The sequence below is a fragment of the Sinomonas terricola genome, from assembly GCF_034931225.1.
GTDB lineage: Bacteria > Actinomycetota > Actinomycetes > Actinomycetales > Micrococcaceae > Sinomonas > Sinomonas terricola.
The window spans coordinates 107,906-133,470 of sequence record NZ_JAYGGQ010000003.1 but is presented as its reverse complement, the minus strand read 5'-3'; the positions used below and the strand labels follow the sequence as shown (position 1 = coordinate 133,470).

Annotated in this window: 20 protein-coding genes and 1 tRNA gene; 2 read left to right on the top strand and 19 right to left on the bottom strand. The window is 70.6% G+C overall.

Going from position 1 to position 25,565, the window contains the following annotated elements; genetic code table 11:
- Positions 1 to 169 precede the first annotated feature (169 nt).
- The 3 genes from SPF06_RS06395 to polA all read right to left on the bottom strand — a co-directional run bounded on the left by SPF06_RS06395 (position 170) and on the right by polA (position 5,207).
- Positions 170 to 1,093 (bottom strand): polysaccharide deacetylase family protein, encoded by a 924-nt coding sequence (locus SPF06_RS06395; RefSeq protein WP_323278170.1) that lies wholly within the window; start codon positions 1,091 to 1,093, stop codon positions 170 to 172.
- A 61-nt stretch (positions 1,094 to 1,154) separates the two neighbouring features.
- Positions 1,155 to 2,438, bottom strand: coding sequence for a GNAT family N-acetyltransferase (locus SPF06_RS06390; protein WP_323278169.1), 1,284 nt, complete (start codon positions 2,436 to 2,438; stop codon positions 1,155 to 1,157).
- Between the two features lie 24 nt (positions 2,439 to 2,462).
- Positions 2,463 to 5,207 (bottom strand): DNA polymerase I, encoded by a 2,745-nt coding sequence (polA, locus tag SPF06_RS06385; RefSeq protein ID WP_428985717.1) that lies wholly within the window; start codon positions 5,205 to 5,207, stop codon positions 2,463 to 2,465.
- On the opposite strand from polA, the gene SPF06_RS06380 reads away from it, so the two are divergent.
- Entirely contained in the window at positions 5,206 to 5,727 is a 522-nt protein-coding gene (locus SPF06_RS06380; RefSeq protein WP_323278168.1) for a hotdog fold thioesterase, read from the top strand. The genes polA and SPF06_RS06380 overlap by 2 nt on opposite strands.
- On the opposite strand, the gene SPF06_RS06375 is transcribed toward SPF06_RS06380, so the two are convergent.
- The 6 genes from SPF06_RS06375 to SPF06_RS06350 all read right to left on the bottom strand — a co-directional run bounded on the left by SPF06_RS06375 (position 5,712) and on the right by SPF06_RS06350 (position 9,809).
- Positions 5,712 to 6,251: a dihydrofolate reductase family protein gene (locus SPF06_RS06375; protein WP_323278167.1), complete on the bottom strand. Its 540-nt coding sequence runs from the start codon at positions 6,249 to 6,251 to the stop codon at positions 5,712 to 5,714. The genes SPF06_RS06380 and SPF06_RS06375 overlap by 16 nt on opposite strands.
- A gap of 10 nt (positions 6,252 to 6,261) precedes the next feature.
- Positions 6,262 to 7,197: a hypothetical protein gene (locus tag SPF06_RS06370; RefSeq protein WP_323278166.1), complete on the bottom strand. Its 936-nt coding sequence runs from the start codon at positions 7,195 to 7,197 to the stop codon at positions 6,262 to 6,264.
- A complete protein-coding gene (locus SPF06_RS06365) occupies positions 7,194 to 8,015 on the bottom strand; it encodes a hypothetical protein (RefSeq protein ID WP_323278165.1) in 822 nt (273 codons plus the stop codon). The genes SPF06_RS06370 and SPF06_RS06365 overlap by 4 nt, the downstream gene beginning before the upstream one ends.
- 172 nt (positions 8,016 to 8,187) lie before the next feature.
- Positions 8,188 to 8,418 (bottom strand): hypothetical protein, encoded by a 231-nt coding sequence (locus SPF06_RS06360; protein WP_323278164.1) that lies wholly within the window; start codon positions 8,416 to 8,418, stop codon positions 8,188 to 8,190.
- On the bottom strand, positions 8,415 to 9,608 hold the full coding sequence (locus tag SPF06_RS06355) for an inorganic phosphate transporter (protein ID WP_323278163.1): 1,194 nt from the start codon (positions 9,606 to 9,608) through the stop codon (positions 8,415 to 8,417). Before SPF06_RS06355 ends, SPF06_RS06360 begins: the two co-directional genes overlap by 4 nt.
- 119 nt (positions 9,609 to 9,727) lie before the next feature.
- Positions 9,728 to 9,809, bottom strand: a tRNA-Leu gene (locus SPF06_RS06350).
- A gap of 225 nt (positions 9,810 to 10,034) precedes the next feature.
- On the opposite strand from SPF06_RS06350, the gene SPF06_RS06345 reads away from it, so the two are divergent.
- Positions 10,035 to 10,592 carry an ANTAR domain-containing response regulator gene (locus tag SPF06_RS06345; RefSeq protein WP_323278292.1) on the top strand — a complete coding sequence of 186 codons (558 nt, stop codon included), beginning with the start codon at positions 10,035 to 10,037 and terminating at the stop codon, positions 10,590 to 10,592.
- Between the two features lie 93 nt (positions 10,593 to 10,685).
- On the opposite strand, the gene pyk is transcribed toward SPF06_RS06345, so the two are convergent.
- From pyk to SPF06_RS06295, 10 genes are all read right to left on the bottom strand, one after another.
- A complete protein-coding gene (pyk, locus tag SPF06_RS06340) occupies positions 10,686 to 12,173 on the bottom strand; it encodes a pyruvate kinase (RefSeq protein ID WP_323278162.1) in 1,488 nt (495 codons plus the stop codon).
- A gap of 134 nt (positions 12,174 to 12,307) precedes the next feature.
- On the bottom strand, positions 12,308 to 13,765 hold the full coding sequence (locus SPF06_RS06335; protein ID WP_323278161.1) for a glutamate synthase subunit beta: 1,458 nt from the start codon (positions 13,763 to 13,765) through the stop codon (positions 12,308 to 12,310).
- Positions 13,758 to 18,368 (bottom strand): glutamate synthase large subunit, encoded by a 4,611-nt coding sequence (gene gltB / locus SPF06_RS06330; protein ID WP_323278160.1) that lies wholly within the window; start codon positions 18,366 to 18,368, stop codon positions 13,758 to 13,760. The genes SPF06_RS06335 and gltB overlap by 8 nt, the downstream gene beginning before the upstream one ends.
- A 252-nt stretch (positions 18,369 to 18,620) precedes the next feature.
- Positions 18,621 to 19,706, bottom strand: a complete 1,086-nt coding sequence (gene lgt, locus SPF06_RS06325) for a prolipoprotein diacylglyceryl transferase (protein WP_323278159.1) — start codon at positions 19,704 to 19,706, stop codon at positions 18,621 to 18,623.
- Entirely contained in the window at positions 19,703 to 20,557 is an 855-nt protein-coding gene (trpA, locus tag SPF06_RS06320; protein ID WP_323278158.1) for a tryptophan synthase subunit alpha, read from the bottom strand. The genes lgt and trpA overlap by 4 nt, the downstream gene beginning before the upstream one ends.
- Positions 20,554 to 21,957 carry a tryptophan synthase subunit beta gene (gene trpB, locus SPF06_RS06315; protein ID WP_428985716.1) on the bottom strand — a complete coding sequence of 468 codons (1,404 nt, stop codon included), beginning with the start codon at positions 21,955 to 21,957 and terminating at the stop codon, positions 20,554 to 20,556. Before trpB ends, trpA begins: the two co-directional genes overlap by 4 nt.
- A 94-nt stretch (positions 21,958 to 22,051) precedes the next feature.
- The gene (gene trpC / locus SPF06_RS06310; RefSeq protein WP_323278157.1) at positions 22,052 to 22,885 is read right to left on the bottom strand and encodes an indole-3-glycerol phosphate synthase TrpC; all 834 of its coding nucleotides are present in this window, start codon (positions 22,883 to 22,885) and stop codon (positions 22,052 to 22,054) included.
- A complete protein-coding gene (locus SPF06_RS06305; protein ID WP_323278156.1) occupies positions 22,885 to 23,148 on the bottom strand; it encodes an HGxxPAAW family protein in 264 nt (87 codons plus the stop codon). The genes trpC and SPF06_RS06305 overlap by 1 nt, the downstream gene beginning before the upstream one ends.
- 126 nt (positions 23,149 to 23,274) lie before the next feature.
- A complete protein-coding gene (locus SPF06_RS06300; protein WP_323278154.1) occupies positions 23,275 to 23,958 on the bottom strand; it encodes a Trp biosynthesis-associated membrane protein in 684 nt (227 codons plus the stop codon).
- Positions 23,951 to 25,516 carry an anthranilate synthase component I gene (locus SPF06_RS06295; protein WP_323278153.1) on the bottom strand — a complete coding sequence of 522 codons (1,566 nt, stop codon included), beginning with the start codon at positions 25,514 to 25,516 and terminating at the stop codon, positions 23,951 to 23,953. The genes SPF06_RS06300 and SPF06_RS06295 overlap by 8 nt, the downstream gene beginning before the upstream one ends.
- Between the last annotated feature and the right edge of the window lie 49 nt (positions 25,517 to 25,565).

Here is a 25,565-nt window from a genome sequence, read left to right as displayed (position 1 = left end):
GATGTGGATAGTCAGTCGGTCAGGCAGCCACGCGGAAGCACGGCATCCTGAAAGTTGGATTGGAACAAGCTGCGCAGTACGCGCCCGTCCAGTCTAGTGGGGCCCGGCAAAGCGGGTCAAAGCGACGGCGCGTCCTGCCGCGCGGCGATCCGCATAGCTATCCGCGCGCCTAGACGTGGGCGGCGGTGCCCGGAACCGCGAGGCCGGATTGCGAGAGCGTCGTGAACCGGATTCCGCGCTCGACGAGCCGCGGAAGCGCCGCGGCGTAGCCGGCGGCCGTCCCCGATCCCGGGCGGTTCATGTGCCCGATCACGATGTCCCCGGCCTTCACGGAGGCGAGCGCGGCAGCGACCTTGGCGGCGGGGAGCGTCGCGCCGGCATCCGCGTTGACCGAGAAGTTGACGGGCACGAGGCCGACGGCGGTCGTCGCCTGGGCGGCGACGTCGTCGTAATACGCGGTCCCCGGGCGGAACCACGGCACGGGCGCCCCCGCGACGGCAGCGATCCGGGCCGTGTTCCCGAGCAGTTCATCGAGCGCCGCGCTGAGCGACGCCGTCCCGCGGATCCCGTACGCGGCGCGGCCTGAGACGGAGAGCGGGATGTGGGCAGTCCCGTGGTTCCCCAGCTCGAAGAGCCTGTCCGCGGCCAGCTCGGCCGCGAGCGACGGATTGGCCTCGATCCATCGGGAGTTCAGGAAGAGCGTCGCGGGGATGCGCAGGGTGCGCAGCGTCTCGACAAGCTTCGCGTCGAAGCCCGAGCCGCCGCCGGGGCCGCCGCACGCATCGAACGTGAGCACGGTGGCCCCCGACACCGTGCGGGTCACGACGCCGGAGACTGCGAGGCCCCACTCATGCGGGACCCGGCCCGCGAACCGGGCCTCGATCGCCTTGCGCTCGCCGGCATCGAGCTCGTGCGGAAGGTGCAGTGCAGGGCTCTGCGTGGGCGTCGGCGTCGAGGGGGCCTCGAGCGCAGCCTCGCCGACGACCCCGCCAGCGGCCTCACGCGCGGAACAGGACGCGAGGGCCGCCGCGAAGGAAGCGCCCGCGGCCGCGAGGAGGACGCGCCGCGGGACACGGGGCAGCGAGGAGGGCATGGGGCGCTCCCGGGATCGTCGGGCCGGGAGCCCGAGGGCCCGGCCCCGGGGTGGGTACGGATCAGAAGTGCGTGAGACAGCGGGCGGCGCGCTCGACGGCGAAGAGCCGGTCCGCGGCGAGGACAGCACCCGGTTTGGCCTCCACGATGCGCCCTGCCTCCCATAGCGTAGTCGCCCGCACGCCGCCGACGTACATCGACGCGAGCTCGGCGACGTCGAGCACCAGATCCGGCTCCGCGCCGTCAGCCTCCTCGACCCTCGCGGTGCCGTCGGCAACCCGGAGGCGGAAGCGGCCGCCCGCGAGACCGAGCCCGTCGGCGACGTCGAGGACGAGGGCACCGTCGACGCCGTACCGGCGAGCCGTGAGCGCCGCCGGGACGTCGAGGATGCGGAGCCACAGCATGTCGGACGCGGCCTCGGCCTTGAGCGCGCGGGGGTCCTCGAGGGCCCATGCGAGGGGGTCCTCTGCTGGCGCCTCGCCCCACGAGACGCGGCGCACGAGGTCCAGCGAGCCGAGGAACTCCCACAGGGCGAGGTAGGCCTCGGGCGTCGCCGCCACGAGGTCCTGCACGTCCATCGTGTGCGGCTCGTGCGCCCAGCCCCGAAACGAGTAGGTGACGTAGCCGTCGGGCTCGCCTGCCGGGCCGAAGTGCAAGGCCGCACGGAGCGCGTGGTCCTCGCCGCCGTCGTCGTCCCACTGCCCGCCCGCGGCGAGCCGGTAGCGGTCCTGCCGGTCGACCGAACCGGGAGTGACGCGATGCACCCTCGCGAAGATCTGGGGCGCGAGGTCGAGGAGCGCAGTAGGATCCGCGGCCTCGACGCGCCGATCGCTCGGAACGGCGAGCCGGAAGCGCGGGCCGGTCGACACGGTGATGCGCCGCTCGGCGGTCGCGACGCCGAAGCCGAACCGCCGGTAGATCGAGGCCTCGGACGCCGTGAGGGCGGCGACGGGCACGCCGTCGCGCTTCGTCCGGGCCAAGTCTTCAGTCATGAGGCGTCTCAGGAGGCCGCGGCGGCGGTGGCTCGTGCGAACGGTGACCGCCGTGATGAGGTGCGCCGGGACGAGGGCCCCGTAGCCCGCGTTGAGGGTCTTGCGGAACGTGCCGAACGTCGCGACCGGAACCTCGGAGGGCAGGGTCCCCGCGGGAACCGAGCCCTGTTGGTAGGCCCCCGTGAGTTTGCGGCCGTCCACGACGAAGCACGCGGCGATCTTCGCGGCGTACTCGTCCGGGCGCCTCTTGTCGTAGAACCCCGAGCCCACAGCCCGGATCCACTCGCGCGTGCGCTCGTAGCCCTCTTCCCCCGGAAGGGAAGGCTCGAAGCGCCGCACCTCGTAGTCGTTCACGTCCGGTCCCCCTCAGTCATCGATTCAGTGCCCCGCCTCGTTCCACGTTCGGCCCACGCCGACCTGGACGTCGAGTGGCACCGTGAGCTCGGCCGCCGAGCCCATCGCGCCCACGACGAGCTCGCGCACAGCCGCCTCCTCCCCCGCCGCGACCTCGACGACCAGCTCGTCGTGGATCTGCAGGAGCAGCCGCGACGCGAGCCCCTGCGCCCGCAGCTCTCGCTCGACGCCGAGCATGGCGCGCTTGATGATGTCCGCCGCGGAGCCCTGGATCGGCGAGTTCAGCGCGACGCGCTCGGCCAGCTCGCGCCGCGCGCGGTCCGTGCTGTTGAGGTCGGGAAGGTACCGGCGGCGCCCGAAGATCGTCGACGTGTAGCCGTCCTTGCGCGCCTGCTCGACGACGCCGCGGAGGTAATCGCGGACGCCGCCGAAGCGGTCGAAATAGTCCTTCATGAGGTTCCGCGCCTCGTCAACGGAGATCTCGAGCTGCTTCGAGAGGCCGAAGGACGTGAGCCCGTACGCGAGGCCGTAGGACATCGCCTTGACCTTCGAGCGCATCTCCGACGTCACGTCCGCAGGCTCGACGTGGAAGATCCGCGCGCCGACGAACCGGTGGAGGTCCTCGCCCTCGCGGTACGCCTGGATGAGGCCAGCGTCATTCGAGAGGTGCGCCATGATGCGCATCTCGATCTGCGAATAGTCCGCGGCGAGGAGCGATTCGTAGCCCTCGCCCACCACGAACACGTCCCGGACCCGCCGGCCTTCTTCCGAGCGGATCGGGATGTTCTGCAGGTTGGGGTTGTTCGAGGAGAGCCGCCCGGTCGCGGCGATGTTCTGCGCATACGTCGTGTGGATGCGCGAATCCGACGTGACCGACTTCTTGAGCGTCTCGACCATCTGCCGCAGCTTGCTCGACTCCCGATGCGCCATGAGCCCCGCGAGGAACGGGTGCCCCGTCTTGTCGAGAAGCTCCTTGAGGGATGCCGCGTCCGTCGTGTAGCCCGTCTTGATCTTCTTGGTCCGGGGCAGCTCGAGCTCCTCGAAGAGGACGGTCTGAAGCTGCTTCGGCGAGCCGAGGTTCACCTCGTGCCCGATCGCCGCGTACGCTTTCTGCGCGGCTTCCTCGCTCGCGCGGCCCAGATCGTCCATGAGCTCGTCGATCTGCCGGGTCGAGACGGCGATGCCCGCCCATTCCATATCGAGGAGCACGCGCGCGAGCGGCAGCTCGAGGTCCGCGAGGAGCGCCGCGGCGCCCACTTCGGCGAGCCGGGGCGTGAAGTCCGCGTGGAGGGCGTGGACGACGGCGGCCTCCCGCACGAGCGCGCGGGCCGTCTCGCCGTCGGCGTCCTCGGCGAAGTCGAGCGCGAGCTGGCCCGCGGCGGGGGCCGGGCCGAGCTGGATGTCGAGGTGGTGCTGGGCCAGGTCCGCGAGCGCATAGCTGCGGCGGTCGGGCTCGATGAGGTAGCCCGAGATCGAGGCGTCGTCGACGACGCCCGCGAGTTCGGCACCGACCGCACGCAGTGCCTTGGCGGCCTCCTTGTATTCGTGAAGGGACTTGGGCGCCGAGGGATCGGCGAGCCACGCGGACAGCTCGGCCGGGAACGACCCGTCGAGGGGCACGTAGACGCCCACGCCATGGGAGACGAGCGCGACGGCGACGGCCTCCTGCCGCTCCCCCGCGGGCTCCGCGCGCACGGCGAGGGCGACGGCGCCGCCGTCGGCCGCCTCCGCAAGGCGCGCGAGGGCGGCGGGGAGCTCGTCGCGGCTCGGGACCGCCGGCTCGGGGACCTCGAACACGTCCTCTCCCGAGGCCTCGGGCTCGGTCGCAAAGACCTCGTAGACGCGCGTGCGCAGCGTGCGGAACTCGAGCTCGTCGAAGAGCGACTCGATGGCCGCCGTGTCCGGCTGCGGGTCCCTGAGCTCGTCGAGGGACGCCTCGAGGTCGAGGTCCGTGAGGAGGCGGTTGAGGCGGCGGTTGCGCTCGACGGAGTCGAGGTTCTCGCGCAGGCTCTCGCCGGCCTTGCCCTTGATCTCGTCCGCGTGGGCGATGACCCCTTCGAGCCCGTCGTACTGGGCGATCCATTTGGCGGCCGTCTTGGGGCCGACCCCGGGGACGCCCGGCAAGTTGTCCGCAGACTCGCCGACGAGCGCGGCGAGGTCCGGGTAGCGTGCCGGCGGGACGAAGTACTTCTCCTCGATGGCCGCGGCGTCCATGCGGGGGATGTCGCTCACGCCCTTGCGCGGGTACAGGACGAAGACATGGTCGTTCACGAGCTGGAACGTGTCCCGGTCCCCCGAGACGAGCAGGACTTCCATGCCCGCGGCGCGGCCCTGGGTCGCGAGAGTCGCAAGGATGTCGTCGGCCTCGTGGCCGGGGAGCTCGAAGGTGCGGATCCCGAGCGCGTGCATGACCCGCTTGATGAGGTCGATCTGGCCGCGGAACTCCGCGGGTGTTTCGTTGCGGCCGCCCTTGTATTCGCTGTACTCGGCCTTGCGGTGCGTCGTCTCGTCGCTCACGTCGAACGCGACGGCGACGTGCGTCGGCTTCTGGTCCCGCACGAGGTTGATGAGCATCGACGTGAAGCCGTGCACAGCGTTGGTGTGCTGGCCCTCGGCGTTCCGGAAGCTCTCGGCGGGCAGCGCGAAGAACGCGCGGAAGGCCATCGAGTGGCCGTCGAGGACGAGGAGCCGGCCCGGCTTCCCCACAGGATCGACGACGGCGGACTCGGCTTTGCTCGTTTGACTCACGGGTGCCAGCCTAGTGGGCATGGACGGGAAAGACACTCGGGCCGGCCGCCTCGCGGGCGTGCCCGGCAACTACGCCCAAGAACTCCTCGACGCCAACGTGCCGGAGCGGCTCCGGGACTGGCTCTCGGACTCGGGGGTCGGGGCCCTCGTGGCGAAACTCGGCATCGTCTTCGAGGAGCTCGGACCGGGCCGGTCGGTTGCGACGATGCCCGTCGCGGGCAACACCCAGGTCGTCGGCCTCCTCCACGGCGGCGCGAGCGCGGCGCTCGCCGAGACGCTCGGATCCTTCTCCGCGACCCTGCACGCGGGCCCTGGGCGGATCGCCGTCGGCCTCGACCTCAACGTGACCCACCATCGCGCCGTCTCGGACGGGGTGGTGCGTGCGGTGTGCACGGCACTCCAGCTGGGCCGGAGCGTCGCTTCGCACGAGATCGTGATCTCCGATGCCCAGGGGCGGCGCGTGTGCACGGCGAGGATCACCAACCTCCTGCGCGACGAGCCCGGCCCCGCCCGGACGCCACCGGCTCAGGCGAGCCGGTAGTCGAGCTCGACCGTTCCCGCGCGCTCCGAGACTCCGACCAGACGGAAATCCCTCGCGTTCGGGAGTGCCCTCCCGCCGAACAGCGGCACCCCGCCGCCGAGCACCACGGGCACGTACGTCACGACGATCCGGTCCACGAGCCCCGCCGCGAGGAACTGGCCCGCGAGGTCGCCCCCGCCCACGATATAGACATCCTTCTCCCCCGCGCCGCGCCGCAGTTCCTCGGCGAACTCGGCGACGTCGCCGCGGACGATCACGACGTCGGCGCCCTCCGGAGCGGTGTGCTCGTGCCGGCTGAAGACCCAGCACGGGACCTTGTACGACCACTCGCCCGCATGATGATTGCGGATCCACTCGTAGGTCTCGCCGCCCATGACCACGCAGCCCACGCCCTGCTCGAAGTCGCGGTACAAATCCCCGAGCCCCTCGACGTCGTTGAACTTCTCGAGCCAGGCCAGCCCGCCGCCGTCCTGCGCGATGTAGCCGTCGAGACTGCTTCCCACGTAGTACACGAACTCGCCCATGTGAGCCAGCCTAGCCTTCAGGCGCTGATGCGGTCCCGTACTCGATCCGGACTCCTGCATCGTCGGGCAGGACGATCACGCGGCCGTGGTCGAGGGTCCAGCCGTCGTGGAGCAGGAAGATGCGGCCGCCGCTCACGACGAGGAGCCGGAGGCCCGTGTACCGGAAGAGCGGCGCATCGGCAGTGCCGAGCGAGTGCTCGGCCACACCCGGAGCCGTGAGCCCCAGGCGCTTCGAGGAATAGACGGCCGCCACGGGGAGCGTCCCGACGCGCTGCTCGATCGACACCGCGAGGCCTCGGCCCACGGCTTCGGCGTAGTCGGACGTCCCCCAGAACAGGAGCAGGGAGACGACCGAGAACACGAGGATCCGTTCGACGGCGTGGCTCTCGCGCCGGGCCTGGCAGGGGCCGGACGCCCGCAGCGCCCGCCGCAGCGACAGGCCCCACGACGCGAGCAGCACCGATCCCGCGAGGGCGTAGGGGACGTAGAGCACTGACAGGCCGGGGGCAGCAAGGACCACGAGCCACAAGGCCGCGGCGAGGGCGAGGCCCACAGGCAGGACGGCACGCGCGGAGTGGAGGAGCGCCCCGCGGAGCCGGCCGGCGTCGATCCGCGAGCGGACCCAGCGGTCGACGGCGAGCCACGCGATCCCGACGAGGAGGAGCCACACGAGGGGCAGATATAGCGAGGGAATGCTCCTGAGCACAAGGTCTTGGACCGTGTAGCCGAAGAGGCTCGCGTCGAGGCCCATCGACTTCGCCTGCGCGTCGGTGCGGGCCCAGCCGAAGTAGACGAGGAGAGCCGTGGCCACCGTGAGTGGCGGGCCGAACGAGCCGACGAGCTCGAAGGCTCGGCGCCACAGCTCGGGAGCCGAGCGCGCGGCGGCTGGACCCGCGCCGTCGGGCTGCTCGGGGCCCTGGTCCCCGCCGGAGGGGTTCGCGGTCACGGCGCCGCCGTCGATCCGGACGCGAGATACGTGAACTCGACCGTGCCCGCGATGGGAAGTGGGCCGCCGAGCGTGATCTTCACGGAACCCGGGCGGCTCGCGGGCGGCATCACGACCGTGACCCGATCGAACGAGTTCGCCCCGGCGAGCTGGACCGCGTCCGGGTCGACGGGCCGGCCGTCGAACATCACCGTGCTGACGGCCCCCGTGAAGCCGTCGAACGCGAGCACGGTCCCGCCCACAACAGGGCCGCTCGGGCGGAGCGACGAGGGCCCGAGGGGCCGGCCGCCCGCGTCCAGCTCTGTCGCGCCTGTGAGCTGCCTCGGGCAGGCCTCGGCCGAGGCAGGGCCAAGAGGGATGGACGCTTCGGGATGGTCGCGGTGGAACGACATGACCCTGCGGGCGGCCGCGAGGGCGGCGACCTCGAGGCATCGGCGGGCGGGCTGGTCGGCGACCGCGGACATCGACGCCGAGGCCTCGCCCCAGCTTGTGGCAGAGCCGTCCACGAGCGCCGAGCAGACCGCGGCGACGGCGGACCACACCGCCTCGGCTCCCGTCCCGGCGGCGGAGGCTGCCGCATCGGCACAGTGGAACGCGGCGGTGTCGAGGTACGCGACGCCCGCTGGCGGGTCCGCGGGAGACGCCGGCCCCGGCGGCAGCCAGATGACCGGTTCGAGCTTCTGGGGCGCTCCGGGCCCTGCCTGCGGCTGGACGGTCGGCAGCGGGGCGGCCTGCGCCGTCGTGCTGTCGGAGGACGCGCGGTCGGCGCCGCCGCCCGCGGGGCCGACCGGCGAGCCGCACGCGGCGAGAGCAAGCACAGCGGCACACACCATGGCTCGACGACCGCACCCCATGCTCGGCTCCTCACCGGGAATCGAACGCCCTCAATGCGTCGCGATCATTATGAGCGCGAGGGCGAGGCCGGCCAAGGGCACGCGCGGCCGCTTGCCGCGATCGCCGGCCCGGCGAGTCGGCGATTGCGCGGCCGGGTCAGTGATGGAAGTACGGCACCACGAGGTAGACGCCGAACAGCACCGCGATCCCGGACAGCGCATAGCAGATGCGCGAGGCGGCGAGGATGGCGAGGCGTCGGCGCCCCGCGGAGTAGGGATCCCGGCTCCCCGCCCCGAGGCGCACGCCGAGCGAGAAGAACAGGACGATGCTTCCCGCCCCGAGGATGGTCGCGGCGGCGACGACGAAGAACGCAGCCCAGTCGATCAACGGTTCCCTCCGTTCCGCGTTCCGGTGCGGCGGGCCGGGAAGCTCACGGCATCGCCGGCCTCTTCGACCTCGACGACGTTGTGGTGGCTCACTCGCTCGCGGCGGTTGAGCACGAACATCCAGGCGATGGCCGCGATCCCGATGACGGCGACGGCGACGACGCCGAACGGACCGAGGCCCACGACGAGCGTTGCCGCGCCCCCGACGACGGCGGCTGCGGGAAGCGTGAGGATCCATCCGACGACGATGCGCGCCGCGGTGCCCCACCGGATCGAGGTTCCGCTGCGCCCCAGGCCGGAGCCGATGACGGAGCCGCTCGTGACCTGCGTCGTCGACAGTGCGAAGCCGAGGTGCGACGACGCGAGGATCGCGGCGGCGGTGCTCGCCTCCGAGGCGAAGCCCTGAGCTGGCCGCACCTCGGTCAGGCCCGTGCCCACGGTGCGGATGATGCGCCACCCGCCGGCATAGGTTCCGAGCCCGATCGCCGCGGCGCACGCGACGATGACCCACCACTGCGGCCCGCTCCCGGGGGTCTGGAGGCCTCCCGCGACGAGGACGAGCGTGATGATGCCCATCGTCTTCTGCGCGTCGTTCGTCCCGTGGGACAGGGCCACGAGGCTCGACGTGAAGATCTGGCCGACCCGGAAGCCCGCGCGGCCCTGGTGGAGCTTCTTCCCCGTCTCGGAGTCGCGCCGCGCCGTCACGGCGTACGCGAGGCGCGTGCAGATCCAGGCCGACAGCCCGGCGATGAGCGGCGCCGCGAGGGCGGGGATGATGACTTTCGAGAGGACCGTGACGAAGTTCACCGAGAACAGCCCGATGCCGACGACGGCCGCGCCGATGAGGCCGCCGAAGAGGGCGTGCGACGAGCTCGACGGGAGGCCGCGCAGCCACGTGAACATGTTCCAGACGACGGCGCCGATGAGGCCCGCGAAGATGATCTCCGGGGTGATATGGACGCCCGCGGCGCCCTCGCGGATGATCCCGCCTGAGATGGTCTTGGCAACCTCGGTCGAGAGGAACGCGCCCACGAGGTTGAGCGCCGCGGCGAGGGCCACGGCCGTGCGGGGCGCGATCGCTCCTGTTGCGATCGGGGTCGCCATGGCGTTCGCGGTGTCGTGGAAGCCGTTCGTGAAGTCGAAGAAGAGCGCGAGCGCAATGACCAGCGCGATCATGGCGGTGATGTCCACCCAGGGTCCCATCGGAGGTCGGCAGTGATGCGGCGCAAGCTCGGCCCAGACCGAACGCCATCTGCTGTTCACTTTCCAGATGCCTGGGTTCAGCCCGCGCCGAGGAACCATCCTAGCGGTGCCCGAGGAGGGACTCGAACCCTCACACCTTTCGATACCGCATTTTGAGTGCGGCGCGTCTGCCGATTCCGCCACTCGGGCCAGCTGCGCGTCGCTCTGCGTCGGCCGCGCGGAACCACTCTACAGGCACGACGACGCCACGGTGTACCGCCCCCGCGCGTGACGGCCCCTCCCCCGGTAGGATCGACCTAGATCCACTTTCATCTGCAGCAAGGAGCCCGAGTGTCCGAGAAGACGTCGGAGAAGACCGCCAAGCCCACCCCATCCGCCAAGCCTGCCTCGACGTCGGACGCCCCCGCCCGCCGCGTGGTCGTAGCCGAAGACGAGACCCTCATCCGCCTCGACATCATCGAAATCCTCCGCGGTGAGGGCTTCGAGGTGGTCGGCGAGGCCGACAACGGCGAGAAGGCCGTCGAGCTGGCTGAGGAGCTTCGGCCGGACCTCGTCCTCATGGACGTCAAAATGCCCGTCATGGACGGCATCTCGGCGGCTGAGAAGATCGTCAAGGCCCGCATCGCCCCCGTCGTGCTCCTCACGGCATTCAGCCAGAAGGAGCTCGTCGAGCGCGCACGCGACGCCGGGGCCATGGCCTACGTCGTCAAGCCGTTCACGCCCAACGACCTCATCCCGGCCATCGAGATCGCCCTCTCGCGCCACGAGGAGATCAGGGCGCTCGAAGCCGAGGTGACCGATCTGCAGGAGCAGTTCGCCACGCGCAAGCTCGTCGAGCGCGCGAAGAGCCTCCTCATGACCAAGATGGGGCTCACGGAGCCGGAGGCGTTCCGGTGGATCCAGAAGACCTCGATGGACCGGCGCCTCAGCATGCGCGAAGTAGCGGAAACCATCATCAGCCAGGTCAGCTGACTCTGCTCCGGGGGTCGCACGAATCCCCGGGATCAGACGCGAGAAGGGGCGGTACCCGAACCGGGTATCGCCCCTTCTTGTGCCCAGAGCGCGTCAGATGCTGCTGCGCGGCTCCTCGGGGAGCGGCCACGGGCCAACATGCTCGCGCGCGGGCTTCGCACCGGAGTCGGCGACGTCACCCACCTTGTGCACGCGGAGCGCGTTGGTCGAGCCCGCGACGCCTGGGGGCGAACCGGCCGCGATCACGACAAGGTCGCCGGGCTCCCCGAGGCTCGAGCGCAGGAGGTAATCGTCCACCTGCGCCACCATGTCATCGGTGTGCCGGGCGAACTCGACCATGCGCGGCTGGATGCCCCAGCAGAGGCTCAGCGTGTTGAGCGTCGAGGTGAGCGGCGTGAACGCGAAGATCGGCTTCTGCGGGCGGAGCCGGCTCAGGCGGCGCGCGGAGTCGCCCGACTGAGTGAACGTGCAGATGTACCTCGCGTCGAGCTGATCGGCGATCGTCACGGCCGCGCGCGTGATCGCGCCACCGCGCGTCTTCGGCTGCGAGCCGAGCGGAGGAACGCGCTCAAGGCCGTGGTCTTCGGTGGACTCGATGATCTTCGCCATCGTCCGGACGGTCTCGATCGGGTAGGCACCGACGCTTGTCTCGCCCGAGAGCATGACGGCGTCCGCGCCGTCGAGCACTGCGTTGGCGCAGTCGGATGCCTCGGCGCGCGTCGGGCGCGGGTTCTCGATCATGGACTCGAGGACCTGTGTCGCCACGATGACGGGCTTCGCCCAGCGGCGTGCGAGCTCGATCGCGCGCTTCTGGACGAGCGGGACCTCCTCGAGCGGCAGCTCGACGCCGAGGTCGCCTCGCGCGACCATGATCGCGTCGAACGCGTCGATGATCTCGTGGAGCTGCTCGACGGCCTGCGGCTTCTCGATCTTCGCGATGACCGGAACGCGGCGGCCTTCCTCGTCCATGATCTCGTGGACCCGCTCGATGTCCTTCGCGTCGCGCACGAACGAGAGCGCCACGAAGTCGACGCCGCGCTTGAGCGCCCAGCGGAGGTCGAGCTCGTCCTTGTCGCTCAGCGCGGGGACGTTCACGGCGACGCCCGGAAGGTTGATGCCCTTGTTGTTGGACACCATGCCGCCGATGACGACCTCGGTGACGACCTTGACGTCGTCGACCGCAGTCGCGCGGAGCGAGACCTTGCCGTCGTCGATGAGGAGCGTGTCGCCGGGCTTGACGTCCTCGGTCAGGCTCTTGAGCGTCGTCGAGCAGATTTCCTTCGTGCCGGGCACGTCTTCGGTCGTGATCGTGAAGACGTCGCCGGGCGCGAGCTCGTGGGGGCCCTCGACGAAGCGGCCGAGTCGGATCTTGGGGCCCTGGAGGTCGGCCATGATGCCGACGGCCTTATGGAGCTCGGCGGAGGCCTTGCGGACGTTCTCATACGTCACGTCATGGACACTGTGCTCGCCGTGGCTCATGTTGAGGCGGGCCACGTCAACGCCGGCTTCGATGACCGCGAGGGTCTTCTCGTAGCTCGAAATGGCCGGGCCGAACGTGGCAACGATTTTCGCGCGTCTCATATACCTCACCCTAGGGGTTATGTGTGGGACATGGATGTCTGGGGGATGAATTTCGCGGGATGCGATCCCGCTCAAGCACGCAGGGCCTCCGACTGCTTGCTTCGTGCTTTGCTTCGGAGACCCTGCGTGTTGGATCAGAGGACGGAAATGGCGCGGTCGGTGGGCGCGACGGGCGCCGGGAGGATCGTGCTTCCCATGAGGTAGCGGTCCACCTCGGCCGCGCACGCGCGGCCCTCGGCGATGGCCCACACGATGAGGGACTGGCCCCGCCCGGCATCTCCTGCGACGAAGACGCCCGGCGTCGCGGTCATGTAGGCGGCGTCGCGCCCCACGTTCCCGCGGTCGTCGAACGGAGCGTCGATCTGCTCGGGAAGGCCCGACTCCTCGGCGCCCGTGAAGCCGAGCGAGAGGAGCACGAGGTCGGCGGGGATGACGCGCTCGGTGCCGGCCTTCGGGAGCCGCCTGCCGTCGACGTACTCGGTCTCGGCGACCTTGAGGCCCGTGAGCTTGCCGTTCTCGCCGATGTACTCGACCGTGGACGCGAGGTAGGTCCGCTCGCCGCCCTCCTCGTGGGCGCTCGCGACCTCGAAGAGCGTCGGGAACATGGGCCACGGCTGGTGGCCCGGGCGCTCCGACGGCGGCTGCTTGCCGATCGCGAGCGTCGTGACCGAGGCGGCCTGCTGGCGGTGCGCCGTGCCGAGGCAGTCAGCGCCCGTGTCGCCGCCGCCGAGGATGACGACGTGCTTGCCGCGCGCGTCGATCTGGTTCTCGACCGCCTCGCCTGCCACGACCCGATTGGCCTGGACGAGGTACTCCATCGCGAAGTGCACGCCGTCGAGCTCGCGGCCCGGGATGCTGAGATCGCGCGGAACCGTCGCGCCCGTCGCCACGACGACGGCGTCATACCGCCGCCGAAGCTGGTCCCAGCTCACGTCGCGACCGACCTCGACGCCGGCCCGGAAGCGCGTTCCCTCGGCCTTCATCTGCTCGAGGCGGCGGTCGAGCACCTCCTTCTCCATCTTGAAGTCGGGGATGCCGTAGCGCAGGAGGCCGCCGATGCGGTCGTCCCGCTCATAGACCGCGACGGTGTGGCCGACGCGCGTGAGCTGCTGCGCGGCCGCGAGGCCCGCGGGCCCCGAGCCGACGACGGCGACCGTCTTGCCCGTGAGGCGCGCCGGCGGGAGCGGCTCGACGAATCCGCCCTCGAATGCCTGCTCGGCGATCGAGACCTCGATCTGCTTGATCGTCACGGCCGGCTGGTTGATGCCCAGCACACACGCCGACTCGCACGGCGCGGGGCACAGCCGCCCCGTGAACTCCGGGAAGTTGTTCGTCGCGTGCAGCCGCTCGCTCGCGTCCTGCTCCTTGCCGCGCCACGTGAGGTCGTTCCACTCGGGGATGAGGTTCCCGAGCGGGCAGCCGTGATGGCAGAAGGGGATGCCGCAGTCCATGCAGCGGCTCGCCTGGCGCTTGAGGACGCCGTTCTCCTGGGCCTCGTAGACCTCCTTCCAGTCCATGATGCGGACGGGAACGGGACGGCGCGGCTGCGTCTCACGCTGCCGGACCTTCAGGAATCCGCGTGGATCAGCCACCGGTCACCTCCAGAATGCGAGACCAAACTTCCTCCCCGTCCGGGTCGAGGCCCTCCTCGAGGGCTCCCAGGCGGGTCTGCTGGACCGCCGCGTAGTCGCGCGGCAGAACCTTCGTCATGCGCGCCGCGGTGTCATCGAAGTTGTCGAGCAGCCGCTGCGCGAGCTGCGAACCCGTCTCCTCCGCGTGCTTCGCGATGAGGTTGCGCACGATGTCGCGGTCCTCGTCATCGAGCTCGAGGAGCGTGAGCTCTCCCGAGTCGAGCGACTGCGTGTTGACCTTCGTCGAGTCGAGGTCGAGCACGAAGGCGGTTCCGCCGGACATGCCCGCGCCGAAGTTGCGGCCCGTGCGGCCGAGGATCACGGCCTGGCCGCCCGTCATGTACTCGCACCCGTGGTCGCCGATGCCTTCGACGACCGCCGTCGCGCCCGAGTTGCGGACGAGGAAGCGCTCCCCGACGATCCCGCGCAGGAGGATCTCGCCGCTCGTCGCGCCATACCCGATGACATTGCCGGCGATGACGTTCTCCTCGGCCGGGAACACATTCGTGCGGTCCGGCCGCACGATGACGCGGCCGCCCGAGAGGCCCTTCGCGACATAGTCGTTCGAGTCGCCGAAGAGCCGCAGCGTGATGCCCGCGGGGAGGAACGCACCGAGGGACTGGCCGGCCGTTCCGGTCAGCGTGATGTCCACCGTGTCCGTCGCGAGCGTGTCCGTGCCGAACGTGCGGGTCACCTCGTGGCCGAGCATCGTGCCGACTGAGCGGTCCGTGTTGACCACGGGCAGGCTGATCTTGACCGGGCTTCGATCCCTGAGGGCGTCCTGCGCCATCTCGATGAGCTCGACATCGAAGTGCTTGTCGAGCTCGTGGTTCTGGCCCGTGAGGTTGCGCAGCGGCGCGTCCTCGTCGAAGTCGAGGCCCGCGAGGATCGGCGAGAGGTCCAGCCCCTCGGCCTTCCAGTGGTCGATCGCGTCCTTCGTGTCGAGGAACTCCGAGCGGCCGATCGCCTCTTCGAGCGAGCGGAAGCCGAGCTGCGCGAGGATTTCGCGGATCTCCTCCGCGACGAACTCGAAGAAGTTGACCACGAACTCGGGCTTGCCCGAGAAGCGAGCACGCAGCTCCGGGTTCTGCGTCGCGACGCCCACCGGGCACGTGTCGAGATGGCACACGCGCATCATGATGCAGCCCGAGACGACGAGCGGCGCGGTCGCGAAGCCGTACTCCTCGGCGCCGAGCAGCGCCGCGATGACGACGTCGCGGCCCGTCTTGAGCTGTCCGTCCACCTGGACCACGACGCGGTCGCGGAGCCCGTTGAGCATGAGCGTCTGCTGGGTCTCGGCAAGGCCAAGCTCCCACGGGACACCCGCGTGCTTGAGCGAGTTGAGCGGCGAGGCGCCGGTTCCGCCGTCGTACCCGGAAACGAGGACGACGTCGGCCTTCGCCTTCGTCACGCCCGCGGCAACCGTGCCGATCCCCACCTCGGAGACGAGCTTGACGTGCACGCGCGCGCTCGGGTTGGACCGCTTGCAGTCGTAGATGAGCTGCGCGAGGTCCTCGATCGAGTAGATGTCGTGGTGCGGCGGCGGCGAGATGAGGGTCACGCCCGGGGTCGAGTGGCGCGTGCGCGCAACCCACGGGTAAACCTTCTGGGCCATGAGCTGGCCGCCCTCGCCAGGCTTCGCGCCCTGGGCCATCTTGATCTGGATGTCCGTCGCGTTGGTCAGGTAGAGGCTCGTGACGCCGAACCGTCCCGACGCGACCTGCTTGATCGCCGAACGGCGCTCGGGGTCGAGGAGCCGGTCGACGTCCTCGCCGCCCTCGCCCGTGTTCGACCGCGCGCCGAGGCGGTTCATCGCGATCGCGAGGGTCTCGTGGGCTTCCTTCGAGATCGAGCCATAGCTCATGGCGCCCGTCGAGAAGCGCTTCACGATGCTCGAGACCGACTCGACCTCCTCGATCGGCACGGCAGGGCGAATGCCCTCCCGGAACGCCAGGAGGCCACGGAGCGTCATGAGGTTCTTCGACTGGTCGTCGATCCCGCTCGTGTACGCCTTGAACACGTCGTAGCGGCGCTCGCGCGTCGCATGCTGGAGGCGGAAGACCGTCTCGGGGTTGAACAGGTGCGGCTCGCCGTCACGGCGCCATTGGTACTCGCCCCCGTTGAGGAGCGCCCGGTGCGGCTGCTCGATGCCCGAGGCCGGGTACGCCATCTCGTGGCGCGCAGCGACCTCTGCCGCGATGACGTCGAGACCCACGCCGCCGAGCTGGCTGTGCGTGCCCGCGAAGAATTCGTCGACGAGATCCTGCGAGAGGCCGAGTGCCTCGAAGGTCTGGGCGCCGCAGTACGACGCGACGGTCGAGATGCCCATCTTGGACATGATCTTGAGGACGCCCTTGCCGAGGCCCTTGATCAGGTTGTAGACGCCATCCTCGGGCGAGACGCCCGGGAGGTCGCCCGAGCGGATGAGCTCCTCGACCGACTCCATCGCGAGGTATGGGTTGACGGCGGCGACGCCATAGCCGAGCAGCACCGCCACGTGGTGGACCTCGCGCACGTCGCCCGCTTCGACCACGAGCGCTGTCTTCGTGCGGTTGGCGCTGCGCAGGAGGTGATGGTGCACGGCTGAGACGAGCAGGAGCGAAGGGATGGGCGCCCACTGCGCGTTCGAGTCGCGGTCCGAGAGCACGATGTACTGCACGCCGCGGTTGACGGCGCCCGAGACCTGCTCGCAGATCTCGGTCAGCCGGCCGCGGAGCGCCGCCTCGCCGCCCTCGGGCCGGTAGAGGCCGCGGATCTTGACAGCGATCCGGTCGCCTTCGTCACTTTCGATGTTCGCGATCTTCGCGAGCTGATCGTTGTTGATGACGGGGAACGGCAGGATGATCTGCTTCTGCTTGACCTGGCTCGTGCTGAGCAGGTTGCCGTTCGGCCCGATCGCGCCGTTGAGGCTCGTGACGAGCTCTTCGCGGATTGCGTCGAGCGGCGGGTTGGTCACCTGGGCGAACGACTGCACGAAGTAGTCGAAGAGGAGCCGTGGCCGCTTCGAGAGCACCGCCACGGGCGTGTCAGAGCCCATCGCGCCGATCGGCTCGGCTCCCGTGCGGGCCATGGGACCGACGAGGACGCGCAGCTCCTCCTGGGTGTAGCCGAACGTCCGCTGGCGGACGTTGACCGACTGCGGCGTGTGGACCACGTGCTCGCGCTCGGGCAGGTCGTTCAGGCGGATGACGTTCTCGTCGACCCATTCCTGCCACGGGTTCGCACCGGCCACCTCGGCCTTGACCTCGGCGTCCTCGATGATGCGGCCCGCGTCGGTGTCGACGACGAACATCTTGCCCGGCGAGACGCGGCCCTTCTTGACGATCTTGGCCGGCTCGATGTCGACGACGCCGACTTCCGAGGCGAACACGACGAGGCCGTCCTCGGTCACCCAGTAGCGGCACGGCCGGAGGCCATTGCGATCGAGCGTCGCGCCCACGACGTTGCCGTCGGTGAACGACACCGCCGCGGGGCCGTCCCACGGCTCCATCAGGAGCGAGTGGTACTCGTAGAAGGCACGGCGGGCGGGATCCATCGTCGCGTGGTTCTCCCACGCCTCGGGGATCATCATCATGATCGCGTGGGTGATCGGCCGGCCCGAGAGCCACAGGAGCTCCGCGACCTCGTCGAACGAGGCCGAGTCGGACGCGCCCGGCGTGCAGATCGGGAAGAGCTCCTCGGGCACATGGCCGAGCAAGGGGCTCGAAAGCTGCGACTGGCGCGCGCGCATCCAGTTGCGGTTTCCCTTGACCGTGTTGATCTCGCCGTTGTGAGCGATGGTGCGGAACGGCTGGGCGAGGGGCCAGGACGGGAACGTGTTCGTCGAGAAGCGCGAGTGGACGATCGCGAGCTTCGTCGTGAACCGCTCGTCGGAGAGATCCGGGTAGAACGGCTCGAGCTGCGCGGTCGTGAGCATGCCCTTGTAGACGATGGTCCGCGACGACAGCGACGGGAAGTACACGCCGTGCTTGTTCTGGGCGCGCTTCCGGATCCGCCACACGCGGGCGTCGAGGTCGTTGCGCTCGAGCTCCTCGCCTGTGGCGGACGCGAAGAACGGCTGCGCGAAGCGCGGCATGCACGCACGCGCCATCGCCCCGACAAGCTCGGCGACGACGGGGACCTCGCGCCAGCCGAGGACCGTCAGGCCCTCCGCCTCGGCGAGCCCTTCGATGCCCGCGCGCGCTGCGGCGTCCTCGCGGTCCTCGGCGGGCAGGAACGCGATGCCGACGGCGTACTGCCCGGCGGCGGGGAGCTCGAAGTCGACTGCCGCGCGGAAGAAGGCGTCGGGGATCTGGAGAAGGATGCCCGCGCCGTCGCCCGTTCCTTCATCGGCGCCCACGGCGCCGCGGTGCTCGAGCGCCCGCAGGGCATGCAGGGCGGCATCGACGATGTCGTGCCCGCCCTCGCCACGGAGGGTCGCGACGATCGCAAGACCGCACGCGTCCTTCTCCTGGTCCGCACGGTAGAGGCCCGTCGACGCGGGAAGGGCCGAGAATCGCTCGAACGGCGAGATGGGCCCTCCTGCGCTGTGCTCGACGGCGGTGCCGTGTGTCGGGTGAGTCATGACGTAACGTCCTTCCTCCTGGTCGATTCGCGACAGGGGACAACGTTGGCCCCGCATTGCCGGGCGTGGTGCGCCCAAGCACGGCGATGATTACTGGAAATTGTAGGGTGGGCGCCGCGCCGTCGAACAGCGTCGAGCCTCCTCCCCACCTCGGCCCGGCTTCACGGAGCACGGGTGACCGGTGACCCACATCGTTGTGGTGCGAGCGACGCGCGGGCGGTGGCCTGCAATCGTGGCGAGCCTGGCCGAAGCCTACTTGCCGTCGTCCTCTGCCGAATCCGACGCGTCCTGAGATGCGGGACGCGGGTCATCGAGGGCGGCTCGGTGTGACGTCACCTTACCACGGTCGCCGTATTCCGAGACGGACGAGTCCGAATGCTGGATGGCTGTTGCCGCGCGCGCATCACCTGTTGCATCGCCTTCGTCCGCCTCGCGCGGCTCGCGGCCCGCAGCCCACACGCCGTCCGTCTCGCGTCCGCGGCGCACGCTCAGGACGAGGAGCACGAGGACAGACGCGAGGAAGACGACGATGCTCGTCCACACGTTGAGGCGCGCCGTGACGCCGAACAGCGTGATCTGCTGGGCGGCATCGATCCGCAGCGCCTCGATCCAGACGCGCCCGAGGGTGTAGTAGGCCGCGTACACCCAGAAGAGCCGCCCGCCCCGGAAGCGGAACCGGCGGTCGAGCAGCACGAGAAGCACGACCCCGACGAGGTTCCACACGCATTCGTAGAGGAACGTCGGGTGGAACAGCGTGCCCACCGCGTATCCGGCTGGGAAATTCGGACTCGACGGATCCACTTCGAGGCCCCAGGGCAGCGTTGTCGGCCCGCCGAAGAGCTCTTGGTTGAAGTAGTTGCCCCAGCGGCCGATGGCCTGCGCGAGCAGGAGCCCGGGAGCGGCGGCGTCCATGAAGGCCGTGAGGCGAACGCCGGCGCGACGACAGCCGATCCAGGCACCGGCCGCGCCCAAGACGACGGCGCCCCAGATGCCGAGGCCGCCTTCCCAGATGCGCGGGATCGCCCACAGGTCGCCCGTGCCGTTGTACCCGGGGCCGAAGTAGCGGTCCGGGGAGGAGAACACGTGGTAGAGGCGCCCGCCGATGATCCCGGCCGGGATCGCCCAAATCGCGATGTCCCAGATCGCATCCACGCTGCCGCCCCGCGCCTTCCAACGCCGCGTCGTGAGCCACAGCGCCACGACGATGCCGAGGAGGATGCAGAGGGCATACGCATGGATCCGCAGAGCGCCCCACGGGAGCGGGATGTCGAACCCGGACCACCCGGGGGCCGGGATCGCCGCGGGCGCCAGTGCGCCCGCCCTGACGGCGAACGTCACGCGGAGCCTGTCGTCCGGCCGAGTCCCGTGCTGAGCTCGGCGGCGAGCCGCCCCACAGCCGCCGGGCCGCCGTCGCGCAGCGCGACGACGATCGCGGTGCCGACGATCACGCCGTCGGCATAGGCCGCAATCTCGCGCACGTGCCCGGCGTTCGAGACGCCGAGCCCGACGCACACCCGTTCGGCACCCGCGTCGCGGGCACCGGCGACGACGCGCTGGGCGCTCTCGTCGACGGCCTCGCGGGCTCCCGTCACCCCCATGAGGGATACGGCGTACGTGAAGCCGCGCGTCGCGGCCACCGTCATGGCCATGCGCTCGGGCGTCGTCGAGGGGGCCACGAGGAACACACGGTCGAGGCCGTACTTGTCGGACGCGTCGAACCACTCGGCCGCCTCGTCCGGGATGAGGTCAGGCGTGATGAGGCCCGCTCCCCCGGCCTCGGCGAGGCGGCGCGCGAACTCGTCGACGCCCATTCGCATGACGGGGTTCCAGTAGGTCATGACGAGCACCGCGGTGCCGAGCTCGGCCGTCGCGTCCGTGACGGCCTTGACGACGTCGAACACGCTCGCAACCCGGAAGCCGTGGGCGAGCGCCTCGGTCGTCGCGGCCTGGATGACGCTGCCGTCCATGACGGGATCCGAGTACGGGATGCCGATCTCGATGATGTCCGCACCGTTCCGCGCGAGTTCGATCGCGGCGTCGATGCTCTCCTGCACGCTCGGGAAGCCCGCGGGCAGATAGCCCACGAGGGCCGCACGGCCCTCGGCCTTCGCGCGGTCGATCGCGGCCGCGACCCTGCTCACGGCCGCGCGTTCCCCGGTGCCGGGCACCGTCTGCTCCGACGCGCTCATGCGTTCTCCTCCCCCGTGCCGGCCTCGTCGGCCGTGTGCGGATTGGCCCCCTTGGGCCGCCTCGTCGAAAGCGTCGTGCCCTTGACCTGGCCGTCCTCGTCGAGCATGCCGAACCAGTCGGCCGCGGTCTGGACATCCTTGTCCCCCCGGCCCGAGAGGTTCACGACCACGATCCGTTCGCCCGGGTCGCCGCCTTCGGCAGCGAGTCGCTGGCCCACCTTGATGGCCCCCGCGAGCGCATGGGACGACTCGATCGCGGGAATGATGCCCTCGGTGCGGCACAGGAGGCTGAACGCCTCCATCGCCTCCGTGTCCGTGATGGGCTCATACGCCACGCGGCCGATGTCGTGGAGGTACGAATGCTCGGGGCCGACCCCCGGGTAGTCGAGGCCTGCCGAGATCGAGTGCGACTCGATCGTCTGGCCATCCTCGTCCTGCATGAGGTACGAGCGCGCGCCGTGCAGCACGCCCGGGCGGCCCAGGGTGATCGTCGCCGCGTGGCGCCCGCTCTCGACCCCTTCGCCGCCGGCCTCGAAGCCGTACAGCCGCACCGACGCGTCGTCGAGGAAGCCGTGGAAGATGCCGATCGCGTTCGAGCCGCCGCCGATGCACGCGCACACGGCGTCCGGGAGGCGGCCCGTCTGGTCGAGTATCTGCTCGCGGGCCTCGTCCCCGATCACCTCGTGGAAGAACCGGACCATGGCCGGGAACGGATGGGCCCCCGCCGCCGTCCCGAGGAGGTAGTGCGTCGTCTCCACGTTCGCGACCCAGTCCCGCAGCGCGTCGTTGATCGCGTCCTTGAGGGTCTGCGACCCGTTCGTGACGGGGACGACCTCGGCCCCGAGGAGCTGCATGCGGGCCACGTTGAGCGCCTGCCGGCGGCAGTCCTCGGCTCCCATGTACACGACGCAGTCGAGGCCGAGGAATGCGGCCGCGGTTGCGCTCGCGACGCCGTGCTGGCCCGCGCCCGTCTCGGCGATGATGCGCGTCTTGCCCATGCGCTTTGCGAGGAGCGCCTGTCCGAGCACGTTGTTGATCTTGTGCGATCCCGTGTGGTTGAGGTCCTCGCGCTTGAGGAAGACACGGACCCCACCTGCGTGGGCCGAGAAGCGCTTGGCCTCGGTCAGGAGCGAGGGGCGGCCTGAGTAGTTCCGGTTGAGTTCCGCGATCTCGGCGAGGAAGTCGGGATCCTGCTTGGCCTTTTCGAACGTCTCCTCGAGCTCGTCGAGTGCGGCGATCAGCGACTCGGGCATCCAGCGTCCGCCGTAGGCGCCGTAGTAGGGCCCCGACGCGTGGCGCAGGCTTCCCCCGAGGAAGGCGTCAGCAGGCCCCTGGGAATCGTTCGGGTCCGCGCTCGGGCCGGGGGCCGCCGCGGATGCTTCTGGCGCGTTCTCGGCCACGAATCTCTCCGTCCTTGGTTGTTGTCTGCCGGGCGTGCCCAGGCCGCGAGCCGGGGCGCCAGCTCGAGGCAGGTCGACGCTCAGCGCATGTCGATCATGATCGCCGGTTGAGGCGCTCGGCGATGGCCACGGCGCCGCGGCGCTGGAAGTCCGCGATCCGCTCCCGCGGGGAACCGTGCGTCACGAGCGCCTCGCCGACGAGCACCGCGTTCGCGCCGAGGCCCGCGTACTCCGCGACGTCGTCGGATCCCCGCACGCCCGATTCGGCCACGATGATCGGGCCCGAGGGAATGCGGCCGGCGAGCCGGCCGAACACGGAGCGGTCGACGTCGAGCGTCTTGAGGTTGCGGACGTTGACGCCGAGGATCCTCGCACCGGCGGCGAGGCCTCGGTCGACCTCCTCCTCGGTGTGCGTCTCGACGAGGGCGTTCATGCCGAGCTCGTGGGTGAGCTCGAGGAAGTCCTTGAGCTGGACGTCATCGAGCGCGGCCGCGATGAGCAGGACGAGGTCCGCGCCGTGGGCGCGCGCCTCGTGGAACTGGTACTCGTCAACCATGAAGTCCTTGCGCAGGAGCGGAATCTCGACGGCCGAGCGCACGGCGTCGAAGTCGGCGAGGCTTCCGCTGAAGCGGCGCCGCTCCGTGAGGACGCTGATCACCGAGGCGCCGCCGTCGGCGTAGTCGCGCGCGAGCCGTGCCGGATCCACGATGTCCGCGAGCTGGCCCTTCGAGGGACTCCGGCGCTTGACCTCGGCAATGACCTTGAGCTCACGGCGGGGAGCGTCGAGCCCGCCGAGGGCCGCGAACGCGTCGAGCGCGGCGGGGCGCTGGGTGGCTGCGTCGCGGACTGCGCCGAGCGGGAGCTCCCTCATGCGATCGCCGAGGTCCTCGCGGACGCCGACGATGATGTCGTCGAGGACCGTCGACATCAGTGGGTGTTCTTGAGCTTGCTGCCGCCCACGCCGTAGCCCGCGCGACGCATCGCCCAGCCGACCACGAGGCCGATGCCGATGATGACGACGCCAGCCCAGAAGATCGGGGAGTTCGCGATCGCGAACGCGATGCTCGAGACGAGGGCGCCGATCAGCATGATGAAGACGCAGGTCCACGCGGCAGGGCTGTTCCCGTGGCCGAGGTCCTCGCCGTGGACGACCGCCTTGGTGCTGCTCTGGGAACCGCTCGCGTTGCTCATGTCTTCCTTCTCCTCATTCGGGGGGTCTACTGGCCATTCTGCCATCTTCGGCGGGACGTGACGGCCTCCAGGGCGTTCCGCGTCGTCGTGCGCGAGGCGCGGCAGCGTGCTCGCGGCGCCCGGAGCTCAGTCGGTCGGATCCTCGCCGCGCGTGAGCTGGTCCCAGCCGTCGATGTCGTCGACCCGCCCAGCCGGCTCGCCTGCCCGATCGCCTGTGCGCGCGCCGTCGTCCGCGGCCCCTGCCCGCCCCCGCGACGCGCCGGGGCGGCCGGCGTCGTATTTCGTGCGGGTGGGCCATCGGCGGGAGGCGAGCAAGGCGAGCACGCCGCACAGCGCGAGGAGCAGGCCCGCGACGGCGGCCGCCGCCGGGTACCACGTGAGCGCCGTCGTCGCGGGGCCCCCCGAGGCGCCCGTTGCCTTGGCGATCGAGCTGTCGGCGGCGCCCCGTGGGTCCGCGATGACGGCGAGGCAGGCCGCCGCGACGCCGAGTCCCGCGAGGACGACGACGACGCTCGCCACGCCGCGCCCGATCCGGCCGGCGACGGCGGCCGCGAGGACCCCGGCGAGGCCAACGAGCGCGAGGGCCGTCACGGCCGTTGCTGCCTTGCTGCCCTGGACCGCGACGTGCGCGGTCCGTACGGCAGCGCCCTGCACGTCGGCATCGACCCACGTCTGGGTCGTCGTCGCGAAGGCCACGACGGCCACGAGGACGCTGAGCGCCACGACCGTGGACTTGCGCGCCCACACCGCCACGCGGCGAGGCTCGTGTCCGGCCGTCGTGCGGTCCACCGTCTCGGATGGCTCAGGCACGAGCGCTCCCGACTCCCACGCCGGGGAGCGTGCTCGCGGAGCGGAGGGCCGAGGCGGTGTGGACCGCGCGCAGCGGCGCGGCCGCCTTGTTGACCGACTCGAGGGCCTCCGTGGCGGGGTCGGAGTCGGCGACGATGCCGCCGCCCGACTGGACATACGCGCGGCCCTCGCGCAGGAGCGCCGTGCGGATCGCGATCGCCATGTCCATGTCCCCGGCGAAGTCGAAGTAGCCCACGACGCCGCCGTACACGCCGCGCCGCCGTGGCTCGACCTCGTCGAGCAGGCGCAGCGCGCGGGGCTTGGGGGCGCCCGAGAGCGTTCCCGCGGGGAACGTGGCCGCGAGCACGTCATAGGCCGTCGCGTCAGGCCGCAGGCGGCCGTCGACGGTCGAGACGAGGTGCATGATGTGGCTGAATCGCTCGACCGCCATGAACTCGCTCACCTCGACCGTGCCCGGGCGGCACACCTTGGAGAGGTCGTTGCGCGCGAGGTCGACGAGCATGAGGTGCTCGGCCCGCTCCTTGTCGTCCGCGAGGAGTTCGTCGGCAAGGGCACGGTCCGCCTCGACGGTCGCACCGCGCGGACGCGAGCCCGCGATCGGGTGGGTCACGACCTGGTCCCCCGTGACGGTCACGAGCGCCTCGGGCGACGAGCCGACGATCGAGTACTCGCGGCCGTCCGCGTCCGCGAGGCTCAGGAGGTACATGTACGGGCTCGGGTTGAGGGCCCGCAGGACGCGGTACACGTCGAGCGGCGCCGCGTCGAAGTCGAGCTCGAACCGCCGCGAGATGACCACCTGGAAGACCTCGCCGTCGACGATGGCCTCCTTGCCGCGCGCGATCGCGGCGAGATAGCCGGACTCCTCCCAGTTCTCCTGGACCTTGTCCCGATAGTCGATCACGGGCCCGAGGACCGAGACGGCCGCGGGCGCCGGCTTCAGCACGCGCTCGACCATGCGCGTGAGCCGCGTGACGGCGTCGTGCCAGGCCTCGTCGACCCGCTCGTCGCTGTTGTCGAAGTTGATCGCGTTCGCGACGAGCGTCACGGTGCCGTCGACGTTGTCGTGGACGGCGAGATCGGTCACGAGGTTCATCGCGAGCTCGGGCAGCTCGAGATCGTCCTCGGGCGGCGACACGAGCTTCTCCCAGCGGCGCACAGCCTCCCAGCCGACGAAGCCGACCATGCCCGACGTGAGCGGGGGAAGGTCCCCGAAGCGCTCGGTCCGCAGGGCCGCGACCGTGTCGCGGAGGGCCTCGAGCGGGTTGCCGCTCGTCGGGACGCCGACGGGCGGCTCGCCCGTCCAGTGCGCCTCGCCACCCTTGCTCGTGAGCGTCGCTCGCGACTCGGCGCCGATGAACGAATAGCGCGACCACGCTCCGCCCACGGCCGCCGACTCGAAGAGGAACGTGCCCGGATGCCCGTCGGCGAGCTTGCGGTAGAGGCTGATGGGCGTCTCGGCGTCCGCGAGGAGCTTGACGTGGACGGGGACGACCCGACGGTCCGCGGCGAGCGCGCGGAACTCCCCGAGCGAGGGTTCGATGACTCCGAGGTCGAGCATGGCGTGCGTGGTGGCTTTCGGTCGGCGCGGGTGGGCGGTTAAGCCCGGG